This is a genomic window from Rheinheimera mesophila, from assembly GCF_000986865.1.
GTDB classification, from domain to species: Bacteria; Pseudomonadota; Gammaproteobacteria; order Enterobacterales; family Alteromonadaceae; genus Pararheinheimera; species Pararheinheimera mesophila.
Window position 1 is genome coordinate 1 of sequence record NZ_LAVS01000030.1, and the last position, 13216, is coordinate 13216.

Below are 13216 nucleotides of genomic sequence, written 5' to 3' on the forward strand. Positions count from 1 at the left end.
GAGACCACAACGTTGATAGGTGAGGTGTGGAAGCGTGGTGACACGTTAAGCTAACTCATACTAATTGCCCGAGAGGCTTAACCATACAACGCCCAAGGTGTTTGTGTGTGGTGTGATACAGAATTCTATCGAGCTTGCTTGTTAAAGACATAAAAACAGTTTTTGCCTGGTGGCAATAGCGCTGTGGAACCACCTGAATCCATTCCGAACTCAGAAGTGAAACGCAGCCGCGACGATGGTAGTGTGGCAGATGCCATGCGAGAGTAGTTCACCGCCAGGCTCCCAAATAAGCCAAAGGGCCCAGTCTAACGACTGGGCCTTTTTGCTTATGTGAATTTAGTGGTGGACCATTCGAGCAGCGCATCCCCCATGCGACAAAAACGTCTGGAATGTTTTTGAACGGCGCAGCCGCCCCGAAGGGTGGAGGGCAGGAGGCCCGGAATACAAAAGCCCGGAGCCAATTTGGACCGCCAACGGCGGGTCCCGCAGGGACGAGACCCAGGATGGGTCGAGCACTGTAGTTCACCGCCAGGCTCCCAAATACAGAACCCCGCTCACTGAGCGGGGTTTTTTATTTGCGTTGCCACAGGCGGTCACCAGGGTGAAACAGGAAAAACGGGACGCAAACAGTTTGGCGTCACGCCTGTTTCACGCCGCGCGCTCTGCAAGCGGCCGGACAAGAGGTTCTGCTATCGCATGACCGCCCGCACTAATGTAGTTCACCGCGCCCAAATTCAGAACAAATCTGGCTTAAATATTCCGCAATACCTTTGGTGATCGCACTCTACATCACATCCTCAACACCCCGATCTGTCACCCTTACCCTGAATACCTGCTGTGACGCCTGCTGTTTATTCGGATCAAACAGCAAAGGAAAATCGAAAACTGAACTTTGCTCACGCAATTTCTGCAGCAAACACTGTCGCTTTAAAGGCAAAGTGCATAATTTCAGCGCTTGAGCCACTAAAGTACCAGCAGTAAAACCTTCTAATCCAACATCAGATAAAGGATCTGTAGCCTGTTGAATCATCAATCTTTGGTATTCCCGTACTAAAAGCCACTTTGTATCCGTAGGCTTAGGCACCACCATAGTGGCCATGACTTTGTCATCTTTATGCAGTAAGGCACTGAGCTGCTGCAAACCAGCAAAAGATACCGTTGCATATTGCGGCCTGTAACCTTTACTCCGACCAAAACTGATGGCTTCGGCCAAAGGCTTATAGGTGCCTACCATAAACACCAGCTCAGCCCCTGCTTTGATCAAAGCTGACACTCCGGCTTCTATTGCTGTGCTATTACGCTGAAAACGTGCTGTGACTATTGGTGTTATACCTTTTAGCTGCAACGCTTTGAGGTAACCTTGCTCAACAGAAGCGCCAAATTCATCTGCCTGCAACAACAAGCCGACTTGAGTTTCACTGTCATGCAGCAGGTATTCCACCTGACTTTGCGTTTCTTCGTCATAACCTGCTCGTAAGTGATAAATAAAACTATATTCTGGCTGACGTAATAAAGAGGCACCGCTAAAAGGAGCTATAAACGGAATTTGATAATGCTGTAGCAAGGGTAGAATTGCAGACGATGTTGGCGTGCCTACATAAGCAAATAAGGCCAAAACATTATTTTCTAAGATAAATTGTCTGGTATTGCGTACAGTTAACTCAGGTTCATATTGGTCATCTTTTACCAGCAACTGTACTTTGCTACCCTGAACGCCACCCTCTTTGTTAAGTTGATTAATGGCTAGTTCAACGCCATTTTTATAGCTTTGGCCTATACCGCTGGCATTGCCAGTCAGAGGCACAGACATTCCCAGTTGAATAGTTTCTGCTTGTGCAGATGCAGTAGAGACGCAGACTAACAACAGCATTGATCGTATAGATGACATGCTTAGTCGTGGCATAAATTGGTACTCTTACAGCGTTCATAGCTCAGAGTTTAGTAGAAAATGTCGGAGTAAACCTTGTTCTGGCTCATAAATGCAGCAGTTTACAAAGCTCTGGCAGCTTTTGTTTTGCCGCAGACACTGGCATTTGCTGCCATTCATGTTTTTGCCACAGCCGTTGTACTAACATCAGCGCTGTTTCATGCTCCACTTTGGCATAAAACAAATTAAACCAACACAACAGATGGGTTTCTATCAGTTCAAAAGGACGCAATTCTGCCTGGAATAACTGCAGTTGAGTAACTTGCTGTGGTGTGAGTTCTATAGAAGGAGGTTCAGCCCACAATAAAGCCAAAGCCGGATCCAGAGTGCGTTGTTTATCAGCAAGCTGCCAATACAACTGTCTGGAAAACAGTTGTTGTAATGGCTTAAATTGCTCTCCATGCAGCATCAGGACTGAGACTTCGTTGCTGGCTTGATCATGGTGTTGGCTGAGTTTCACAGGATAAAAGCCAGCTTTTTGCCAGAACTTTACTAAAGCCAAGCTGGCACCAAAACTGCTGCCAATCAGATACTGTTGGTCCAGTAAATCCTCCACTACAACGCTTAATAGCTGACTGCCAAGCCTCCTCATCTGGACTGAAGGATGCACCACAATACGCTGAATTCTGGCCATTTTTTCTGTCGCCAGTTCAGGTTGTAAACAATGAAAAGCCAGGCTTTGAGCTAATAAATGTCCTTGCACCCGGCGTTTGCCATGGGCTACCGCGCTGGACAGTGTTGTATCCAGCTCGCCTTCAACACTGATTAAAGCACAGCCGATGACCTGCTGATCCTGCTCCAGTGTATAGAGCTTTAGCGCCGGGTTATCCAATAAAGCCCAGAGGTCGATCACATCGGTTTGATAATGCGCCAGACTGAGTAAACTAAAAATTTGTTGTAGTTTTTGAGGGAGCAACAGTAAATCTTTTACCAGGTAGCTGATAAGTTGTGGTTGCTGAATTTCAGTAATAACAGAGTCTGTTTGCTCCAGTAAAAAACCTTTAAAAATCAGATGTTCCAGTGGGTCGTTCGCCTGATAACGGATCGGCTGATGCAAATGCAGTTTTTGAAAACCAGGGCACTGTTGCTGTAAATAACTCTGGAAGCGTAACTGAAAACCACGACCTGTGCCTTCGTAGCCGTGCTCTGTGGTCGCGAACACCAAACGGCTATACAAGTCCGTCAATTGTTGTAATTGAGGGGTTGGAATTGCCGCAGCTTCATCCACCAGAATCACAGTGTTCTGCTGCTTTGTTGAGAGTAAAGCATCAACAGGTACAAAGCGAATAGTGCCGTTTAATAGCTGATTTTGGCCAGAGTAATAGGGTTGATTTAATAGATCCGCAGCGATAAACAATGCAGTTTGCACAGCAACAGGCGAAGGGCCTGTCAGCAGAATATCGGTTTTACCTTGTTGCGCTAATTGAGCCGCAGCTAAGCCCAAAGCACTGGATTTACCACGGCCACGGTGAGCAGTCAGTACCAAAGGGCGACGTCTGTGACCTGTGACTACTTTATGGATAGCAGCTACAGCTTGTTGTTGTTCAGCCGTGCGATAAGGTAAGTCAGCTTGCGGTCGATCAATAACTTCTGGCAAGGCAGGGACCACTGCAGGTTGCCCTTCAATAAGCTGCAGCCAATCAGCACCCTGCATTTGCTCTAGCCAAAACTGTTTAAATAAACCTGTATAAGTTGTTGCATCCAGAGGGTAGGGTAATACTCTTTTGGCGGCTGGGTTAGGCTGTCGTCGCCATAGATCGGGTTCGTTGGTAACAAATAACCAAAGCCCACCGGCTTTTAAGCAGCCGCTGCTGGCTGCTACTAAATCCCAGTCCACAGCATGGCGGGCATCCACCACCAACACATCACATTCTGTGCCCAGCCATTGCTGCTTTTGTTTGGCGGATAACAACTTAAAACCAACAGGAGCTTGCTGGCCTAACCAATAACTCACAGCTTCAGGCGCTAAAGCACTAAGTTGCTGCTGTGTGTAAGCTTCAGAACCTGCTAACCAAATCGGTAAACGCCAGCCACGCTTTTGATAAGCATGTTGTTGCTGGCGAATAATCTGCAGCAGGTCGGTCATGGCTTAAACCGGTTCTAACCTGGCGTAAGCTGTCACCAGCCATTTACTGCCCAGTTCGTCAAAGTTCACCTGAATACGGGATTGTGGTCCTGTGCCTTCATAATTCAGTACAGTACCTTCACCAAACTTATCGTGTAACACCCGTTGGCCCAGTTTAAAACCGGTATTTTCAAAGGCGCTGTGGCTGGCGGCACTACCAAAACGGTTCATTTGAGTCGGCTTGCTGACATTAGTGGTCAGGCGGATTTCCTCTAAACAGTCGGCCGGAATTTCACGGATAAAACGGGATGGTCTGTTGTACTGCTCCTGACCATACAAACGGCGGCTTTCGGCATGAGTTAAATACAGCTTCTGCATAGCGCGTGTCATACCGACATAACATAAGCGGCGTTCTTCTTCCAAACGCTCGCTGTCATCGCCACTTTGCTGGCTTGGAAACATGCCTTCTTCCAGACCACAGATAAATACCAATGGGAACTCCAGACCTTTGGCGCTGTGTAAGGTCATCAGCTGCACAGCGTCTGAATGTTCTTCCGCCTGGTATTCACCGGCCTCCAAAGCAGCCTGAGATAAAAACGCAGCCAATGGCGTCATCTCTTCGGTATTGACATAAGTAGCGTTAGCGCAGGCGTTGACCAGTTCGTTTAAGTTTTCCACCCTGGTTTGGGCTTTTTCGCCTTTTTCGGCCAGATACATCGCCATCAGGCCAGACAGTTGGATCACATGATCGGCTTGCTCATCCAGACTTAAATCTTTGCTGTCGGCCTCGAGCTGGTCAATCAGCTGCACAAAGGTGCTGATGGCATTAGCGGCGCGGCCAGTCAGTTGTTTAGTGGCCAGCATCTGCTGCAGGCTTTGCCATAAGGTGATTTGCAAAGAACGGGCATTTTCCCGCACTTTGTCCATAGTGGTATCGCCAATACCACGCACCGGGGTATTGATAATACGTTCCAGCGCGGCGTCATCTTGCCTGTTATTAATCAGCCGCAGATAAGCCAAAGCATCTTTAATTTCCTGACGTTCGTAGAAACGTAAGCCGCCATAGATACGGTAGTTAATACCGTCCTGAATTAAAGCTTCTTCCAGCACCCGCGACTGGGCGTTGTTGCGATACAAAACTGCAGCTTCAATCAGCTTGCCGCCCTCACGTTTCCACTCCCGGATACGGCCAACAATAAAACGGGCTTCGTCTAGCTCGTTAAAAGCTGTGTAGAGCGAAATGGCTTCGCCTTGTTCGCCGTCCGTCCAAAGGTCTTTGCCTAAACGGTCGCTGTTATGCGCAATCACAGAGTTGGCGGCTGTTAAAATAGTGCCAGTAGAACGGTAGTTTTGCTCCAGGCGGATAGTGACAGGTTCAGGATAGTCCCTTAAAAACTGCTGAATGTTTTCCACTTTCGCGCCACGCCAGCCGTAGATGGACTGGTCGTCGTCACCTACTATCATCACCTTACTCTCAGTGCCTGCCAGTAACCTTAACCATTCATACTGAATAGAGTTGGTATCCTGAAACTCGTCGACCAGAATATGGCGGAAACGCTGCTGATAATGGCCGCGGATTTGTGGTTGTTGTTTCAGCAGTTCAAAACTGCGCAGTAAAATTTCGGCAAAGTCGACCAAACCCGAGCGGTCACACATTTCCTGATAAGCAGCGTAAATTTTGATCATGGTTTGCAGGCTGAAATCGCCGTGTGCATCCATAGTGCCCGGGCGCTGGCCTTCGTCTTTGCGGGCGTTGATAAACCATTGAATTTGTTTCGGTGGCCAGTGTTTTTCGTCTAAATTCAACGCTTTTAATACCCGACGCACTAAGCGGTATTGATCGTCTGAGTCGATGATCTGAAAACCCTGAGGTAAGCCTGCTTCCAGATAGTGGGCCCGCAACATGCGGTGTGATAAACCGTGGAAAGTACCCATCCACAGATTGTTTAAACTGACTCCTATGGTTTGTTCGATACGGTTGCGCATTTCCTGTGCAGCTTTATTGGTAAAAGTCACAGCCAATAAACTATAAGGCGCTACCCGTTCCACCTGCATTAGCCAGGCTAAACGATGCACTAAAACCCGGGTTTTGCCCGAACCGGCACCGGCTAATACCAGCATATGCTGAGGAGGAGCGGCTACCGCGTCCCGTTGTTTATCGTTTAAGCCATCCAGTAAAAAAGAGACATCCATTAGCAGTCAGTACCTGTCGCAAAATTTGCTGCATTATATACCCGTCGTCCTTGAAGTTGCAGCTTTGTTGACTGCGCCATCTCGCCCCAGTCACATAGGTTTATTATGCTCCTGGGGTCTCACTGGCTTGTCGCCTCCCTGCATCTTCAAGTAACTTGGGTATACACCCTACAGCTTTGTTGCCCCAGCTATTGATAATAGGATTGAGGCTTAAAGCAAAGCCTGTAACTGTTCCAACGAATCAATTTGCAGATGCGGTAATACCGCAGTTTGAAAATGCGCTTCATGCTTCAGCCACACCGCCTGACAACCGGCATTCAGTGCACCCCGTACATCAGCTTTGCTGTTATCGCCTATATGTAGCAGTTCATGGGGTTTAATCGCTAGTTGCTGGCAGGCTTTATGGAACATATCAGGGTAGGGCTTCATTTTACCGCTGGGGCCGGCATGATAAGCCTGCTGAAAATACTGACGAATGCCCAGCAAAGTTAAATCGGCATTGCCATTGGTAATAGCCACCAGCGGATAACGTGCTGCTAAGGCTTTGAGCAACTGATGGCTGGAATCCGGCACTGTTAAATTACTGCGGGCGGTATAAAAAGCGCTAAAAGCCAGTTCGGCAGTTTCCCCCGCTTCACAGCGACCGATGCCCAGCTCCATTAAACCTTGTTCTAACGACAGTAAGCGCCAGCGGCTGACATCATGCCGAACTTCCGGGTTAAGTTGAGCCTGTTCTTTACGTTTTTGCCACCAGAATTCAGGGGAGATCAAGCCAAGCTGAGGGGCTAACTGCAGTAATTTTTGCTGCATCGCCAGTTCAGCCTGCTCAATCACAGGGCCGTTGTTATACAAGGTATCGTCCAAATCAAAAGAGATCGCCTTAAAAGGCAGCAGGGCTTTGTAAAAACGCATAAATCTTCAGGAGCAGATAATGAATTAACTCAGTGTACTCATAATAATTTGTGCTGTATCTAGCTGATTATAAATACTGACCATACTGCTTGGATAATACTCCTGAGGTGGCAGGTGAACCGCTCACCAAGGCGGCGCCCACCTGTGAACTGCGGACTCAATTGAGCAAAAGAGCCTCAACCAGAGGCTCTCAATATCGCAGCAGCAGTGTTTAGTTCAGGTGTTTTTTCAGTGCCTGACCGGCCTGGTCCAGTGCAGCCTGAGTGCCGGGTACATCGGCTAGCACATTCAGCAAACCGAAGTCGTGGATCATGCCGTTGTAGCGTACTGAAGTGACAGTTACACCAGCCGCATCCAGTTTGTTGGCATAAGCTTCACCTTCGTCACGCAGGACATCCAAAGCGGCGGTTTGTACCAGTGCTGGTGGTAAACCTTTTAGCTGCTCTATGCTGGCACGCAGTGGTGAGGCATAAATCTCGTTACGCTCTGCAGGGTTGGTGGTGTAGTTATCCCAGAACCACTGCATCATGTTTTTGGTCAGGAAGTAGCCGTCGGCAAACTGGTTGTACGATGTATTTTCAAAGTTCGCGTCTGTCACAGGCCATAAAAGCAACTGGAATTTCAGTTTTGGAGTACCAGCCTCTTTGGCTTTTAACGCGACGACTGCCGCCATATTGCCACCGACACTGTTACCGGCAACGGCCAAACGTGAACTGTCGATGTTCAGCTCTTTACCATGCTCTGCTACCCATTTGGTTGCTGCATAAGCCTGATTAATAGCTGTTGGGTATTTGGCTTCTGGTGATGGGGTGTAATCCACATACACAGCGGCTGCACCAGAGCGGCTGACTAAATCACGGATTAAACGTTCGTGGGTTGGGAAATCACCTAATACCCAGCCACCACCGTGGAAGAACATAAAAGCTGGTAATACACCTTTGCTGCCTGCTGGACGTACTACCACCAGTTTTAATGGCTTGCCATCGATGGTGATGATTTTTTCGCTGACATCCGCAGCAGGTAATGTGGCGCCGGCCTGAGCGCCAGTTAACACAGCGCGGGCATCTTTAGGCGACAGTTGCTCTAAAGGTGTACCACCGCCCTGCGCCAGTGCATTTAAAAAGCCCTGAGTGTGTTGTTCTACACCTGGACCACCAGCGGCGAATGCACTGTTGATACCTAAAGCTATCACGGTTAAACCTACAATTTTACGAAATCTGTTCATGTTAATCTCCTCGCCGCAGCGGTTAGTGGGTCGCGATCACAGGAATCTTATTCATCTAACTGTTATCGCGATACGTTATTGGCTAAAAAAAGTTATGTTTATCGGGCTTAGTTCAGTGCTGTTAGCTAACAATCACTAAACGCACATCAATATTGCCGCGGGTTGCATTCGAGTAAGGACAAACCTGGTGCGCCTTAGTCACTAAATCCTGCGCTACTTCGTTGCTCAAGCCCGGTAAGCTGATTTGCAGCTCGATATCCAGACCAAAACCACCCGGAATTTGACCTATACCCACTTCAGCCGTGATTTTCGCGTCGCTACTAATCAGCACTTTTTGTTGTGAAGCGACATATTTAATGGCGCCTAAGAAACAGGCGGAGTAACCGGCCGCAAATAACTGCTCAGGGTTAGTGGCTGCACCACCAGCGCCGCCTAATTCTTTAGGAGTGCTTAATTTCACATCCAAAACGCCGTCTGAAGAGACTGCACGACCGTCACGACCTGAAGTTGAAGTGGCTGTTGCTTTGTAAAGTACTTGCATGATGTATTCCTCTGATAATTTTATTTGTTTGCGATATGTGTTATCGCAATAACTATTTGATTTAAAAAAATGTGTGAACTCACCCGGTTTTACTACTGTTACTGCCAGTCCTTAGGACCGAATCTGTACTGCTTTATCTGGTCGTTTTACTGCTGTTGCATTAGCTGTTCGACCCTATTTGTGATTATATTATTGCGATAACTATTATTTCGCAAGTTTAATTTTGAATTATTTTGCAAAAAATGACTAACCTTATGATTTGATGTGTTTTTTATTTTTATATGCACTCATGTAACGCAAGAAAAGCGAGGTAATGGTGTTTTGTAGCGAAAGTTGTCGGGTACGCTGGAATGCATTATTTGCACTGAATAAGAGAGACTGGCCGTGTAGTTTTTTATCTGGCGCCCATAGAGTTGGCTGAAGCTGTGATTTTACCCCTTCTTCTTCGCCCTTGGATGCGCATTGTCATACACCTTGGCCAGCTGCTGGAAATCCAGGTGGGTGTAGACCTGAGTGGTATTGAGGTTGGCGTGGCCCAGTAGTTCCTGCACGGCGCGTAGGTCTGAGCTGGATTCGAGCATATGAGTGGCGAAGGAGTGGCGCAGCATATGCGGATGTAAATGCTGGGCCAAACCCTGACGTTTCGACCAGAGGTTGACGCGTTGTTGCACTTGCCTGTGGCTGATGCGGTTTTTTTGTTTGCTTAAAAACAACGCATCCGGCTCTGCGCCGACATAAGCACTGCGCACTTTCAGCCAGTCTTTGATAGCTGTTATCGCCATCCGGCCTATCGGCAGCACTCTCTGTTTATTACCTTTGCCGCGCACCCGTATTAAGGCTTCGGACCAGTCAATATCCTGCAGGTTGGCGCTGACCAGTTCGTCCAGCCGTAAACCTGAGGAGTAAAATAATTCTAAAATGGCTTTGTCACGACAGGCGAGGGCGTCGTCGCTGGTGTCAAACTCCAGCAGATGATTGACCTGATCCACGTCGAGGTTTTTGGGCAAAGGTTTGTCGAATTTGGGCACTTGTAAATAGGTAGCCGGGTTTTCTTTTAGTTTGCCTTGTTGCACCAGGTAACGGTAAAAACTACGCAAAGACGCGACCCGAAGCGCTAAGCTGCGTGCCTTCAGACTTTTGCGGCACGAAGAGATATGCAGTTGTAACTGAGTTTCACTGAGCTCAACCCAATGACTGGCTTGTGCTGCAAGCTGGCTGGCGACAGCACAAAGCTGTAATTGATAGCTGGTAAGCGTTTTGTCGCTATAACCCCGTTCATGCTTTAAATAAGCCAGAAAAGCCGACAAGTCGGCTTGCCAGTCAGCGAGTTCAGGCTGAAGTTCCATCATTTAAACAGCAGAAGGTAAAACAGCTAACACCAGCTTGGCCAAGTGGTCCAAAAACAGGGTATCCATGCCGGGCTGGAAATGCTCGTCTGAGTCGCTGCCAAAAGCCAACAGGAACTGTTGATCTTCAGACAGCTTGAGCAGTTGCAAGGACACAGAATGAATATGGGGTTCAAATAAGGCGGCCATTTCATCGCGATTTAACCGGCCAAAATAATAGCTTTTGCCACTTAAACGGCGCTGCAAAATCAGCTGTAACTGCGCAACCTGATCGGTGTTTTGCTGCAAATCGACCAAGGCACAACTTTGCACCAGTGGCATTTTGGTGGTAAAGGCCTGCAGTGCACTGATTAAGGCGGTTTGATCGGCTGCTTTTAATAACTCTAAGTGCAGATCGTTCAGCGCATAAAAAATCTGTTCGTTCTGGCGGGCTATACCCATCAGGCGGGTAATGTCGTCTTCTAACGCGCGGATTTTTTCGCGCTGTAGTTCCAGTTGACGTTCCACTAAAGACACCACACCTCTTTGCTGGTGCGGTAAACGCAAGCGGCTGAGCAGCTCCGGATGCTGCAGAAAAAATTCAGGATGATCATACAGATAATCCACAATCAGGCTGGCTTCGGCCAGTTCAGGGTTTTCCAGCGCTGTATCGAGAGGAAGGTCGCTCATAAGAATAATTGTCCATCAAAAACATGTTCGGCTGGCCCTGTCATTTTGACGGGTTGGCCAGGTCCTTGCCAGCGGATCTGTAATGAGCCGCCCGGTAAATCCACCCTTACCTGGGTTTGTAATTTTTTCTGCATCTGGCCTACCACAGCAGCAGCGCATGCGCCTGTGCCACAAGCTAAGGTTTCACCAGCACCACGTTCCCATACTCTTAATTTGACATGAGAAGGCGACAGCACCTGCATAAAACCTATATTGGCGCGCTCAGGGAAGCGTTCGTGATGTTCAAACACCGGCCCCCACTGATGCACCGGAGCTGTCTGAATATCATCGACCAATATGACGGCATGCGGATTGCCCATCGATACCACACCACATAAGGTGGTGGCGTCTTCGCTGTGCAAAATATAGTTCAGCTCTTGCTTTTGTGCTTTAAAAGGCACTTTAGCCGGATCAAACTGCGGCACACCCATATTCACCGTCACCTGACCATCCTGCTCTACATACAAAGTGATTTTGCCAGATTTAGTACTGACCGAAATTTTGTATTTATTAGTCAAGCCTTTATAGCGGACAAACTTAGCAAAACAGCGGGCTCCATTGCCACATTGTTCTACTTCAGAACCATCGGCATTAAAGATGCGGTAATGAAAATCCAGATCCGGGTCATAAGGTGGTTCCACCATCAGCAACTGGTCAAAACCTACGCCAAAGTTACGGTCGGCCAGCTTTTTGATCTGTTCTTTGGTTAAGAACACATTTTGGCTGACAGCATCTATCACCATAAAGTCATTGCCCAAACCGTGCATTTTGGAGAAATGTACTAAGGTCTGGTTGTTGCGGTCTTTAAATTTATTGTCTGGGGTCATTCAGGGTACCAACTGTTCACCGCGCCACAGGTCCTGCCATTGTTCACGCTGGCGGACTAAATAGCTGCGATCACCATCCACCAGCACTTCGGCGGCTCTGGGTCTGCTGTTGTAGTTGGAACTCATGGTAAAACCATAAGCACCTGCTGAACGCACCACCAGTAAATCACCCGGTTCTATGGCTAAAGCGCGGTCTTTACCGAGGAAATCACCGGTTTCACAGACCGGACCTACTACATCATAAGTCAGCGCCTGGACATCCGACTTTTGCTGCACCGGAATAATGGATTGCCATGCGCTGTATAGTGCCGGGCGAATCAAGTCGTTCATCGCTGCATCGACAATAGCAAAATGCTTTTCCTGCCCCGGTTTTAAATACTCCACTTTGGTCAGCAGTACACCGGCATTGGCCATAATGGCGCGGCCCGGTTCAAAAATCAGTGACAGTTGTGGGTAAGCCGCCAGTTTTTCAACCACTTTGGCGGCGTATTCAGCCGGATGGGGCGGCGTTTCGCCATCGTAAGGCACACCTAAACCACCGCCTATATCGATATGAGAGAGATGAATGCCCACCGCAGCTAATTTGTCGATCAAGGCCAGTAATTTATCTAAGGCATCTAAAAACGGCTGGGTTTCGGTTAGCTGCGAGCCGATATGACAATCGACACCACAGACTTTTAAATGCGAAGCGGCATCGGCTTGCTGGTACATGGCGAGCGCATCGTTAATGTCGATACCAAACTTATTGGCTTTTAAGCCGGTAGAAATATAAGGATGGGTTTTGGCGTCGATGTCCGGGTTCACCCGGATAGAAATAGGCGCAATGATATTCAACCGGCTGGCCACCTGCTGAATACGTTCCAGCTCGGGAATAGATTCGACGTTAAAACACTTGATGCCGGTTTGTAGCGCAAACTCAATTTCAGTGACAGACTTGCCTACACCGGAGAACACAACCTTTTTTGCATCGCCACCGGCTTGCAAAACGCGGCGTAATTCACCTTCAGACACTATGTCAAAACCACTGCCAAGTCGGGCCAAAAGGTTAAGCAGGGCTATATTGCTATTGGCTTTGACAGCGTAACAGACCAGTAAATCCCGGCTGGGTGCAGCTTCAGCAAAGGCTTTGTAGTGGCGCTCAATGGTGGCACGGGAATAGACATAAGTCGGTGTGCCAAATTCTGCGGCAATATCGGCTAACGCAACGCCTTCGGCAAATAAGTTCTGATTCTGATAATTAAAGTAATCCACTACTGTTCCTTTGAAACGACTGGCTGATCGGCTGGCGCAGCTTGTTCTGCCTGCGCTTTATTGGGTTGTGGGGTTTGAGGTAATGTCAAAGGACCTTTTTGGCCACAGGCCAGTAACCATTGGCTGAGCAACAGGATGCACACCAGTCTTTGTCGCTTTGTATTCATGGTTTTTATTTCATTAATTATTTTGCGCTCTATAATCGCATCCTTAACAGCAAA

General features: G+C 48.1%; 11 protein-coding genes and 2 rRNA genes. 2 read left to right on the forward strand and 11 right to left on the reverse strand.

What is annotated here, in order from left to right; translation table 11 throughout:
• Both SD53_RS10905 and rrf read left to right on the forward strand, forming a co-directional pair.
• Positions 1–85: ribosomal RNA gene (locus tag SD53_RS10905) — 23S ribosomal RNA — on the forward strand; the annotation flags it as partial.
• An 80-nt stretch (positions 86–165) separates the two neighbouring features.
• Positions 166–280 (forward strand): 5S ribosomal RNA (rrf, locus tag SD53_RS10910).
• A gap of 504 nt (positions 281–784) precedes the next feature.
• Here the strand turns inward: rrf and SD53_RS10915 are convergent.
• The 11 genes from SD53_RS10915 to lptM form a co-directional block, all read right to left on the reverse strand.
• Positions 785–1888: an ABC transporter substrate-binding protein gene (locus SD53_RS10915; RefSeq protein ID WP_157850018.1), complete on the reverse strand. Its 1104-nt coding sequence runs from the start codon at positions 1886–1888 to the stop codon at positions 785–787.
• A gap of 85 nt (positions 1889–1973) precedes the next feature.
• A complete protein-coding gene (locus SD53_RS10920) occupies positions 1974–4013 on the reverse strand; it encodes a GNAT family N-acetyltransferase (RefSeq protein ID WP_046520276.1) in 2040 nt (679 codons plus the stop codon).
• A gap of 3 nt (positions 4014–4016) precedes the next feature.
• Positions 4017–6185, reverse strand: coding sequence for a DNA helicase II (uvrD, locus tag SD53_RS10925; protein ID WP_046520277.1), 2169 nt, complete (start codon positions 6183–6185; stop codon positions 4017–4019).
• A gap of 210 nt (positions 6186–6395) precedes the next feature.
• The gene (locus SD53_RS10930; RefSeq protein WP_046520278.1) at positions 6396–7097 is read right to left on the reverse strand and encodes an HAD-IA family hydrolase; all 702 of its coding nucleotides are present in this window, start codon (positions 7095–7097) and stop codon (positions 6396–6398) included.
• A 211-nt stretch (positions 7098–7308) separates the two neighbouring features.
• Entirely contained in the window at positions 7309–8322 is a 1014-nt protein-coding gene (locus SD53_RS10935) for an alpha/beta hydrolase (RefSeq protein WP_046520279.1), read from the reverse strand.
• 121 nt (positions 8323–8443) lie between these two features.
• Entirely contained in the window at positions 8444–8863 is a 420-nt protein-coding gene (locus SD53_RS10940; protein ID WP_046520280.1) for an organic hydroperoxide resistance protein, read from the reverse strand.
• Positions 8864–9294: 431 nt separating this feature from the next.
• Entirely contained in the window at positions 9295–10212 is a 918-nt protein-coding gene (gene xerC / locus SD53_RS10945; RefSeq protein WP_366246855.1) for a tyrosine recombinase XerC, read from the reverse strand.
• Positions 10213–10878, reverse strand: coding sequence for a DUF484 family protein (locus SD53_RS10950; protein WP_046520281.1), 666 nt, complete (start codon positions 10876–10878; stop codon positions 10213–10215).
• Positions 10875–11744 carry a diaminopimelate epimerase gene (gene dapF / locus SD53_RS10955; protein ID WP_046520282.1) on the reverse strand — a complete coding sequence of 290 codons (870 nt, stop codon included), beginning with the start codon at positions 11742–11744 and terminating at the stop codon, positions 10875–10877. Before dapF ends, SD53_RS10950 begins: the two co-directional genes overlap by 4 nt.
• On the reverse strand, positions 11745–12995 hold the full coding sequence (gene lysA, locus SD53_RS10960; protein WP_046520283.1) for a diaminopimelate decarboxylase: 1251 nt from the start codon (positions 12993–12995) through the stop codon (positions 11745–11747).
• Positions 12995–13162, reverse strand: coding sequence for an LPS translocon maturation chaperone LptM (gene lptM, locus SD53_RS19015; protein ID WP_148092662.1), 168 nt, complete (start codon positions 13160–13162; stop codon positions 12995–12997). Before lptM ends, lysA begins: the two co-directional genes overlap by 1 nt.
• Positions 13163–13216 lie beyond the last annotated feature (54 nt).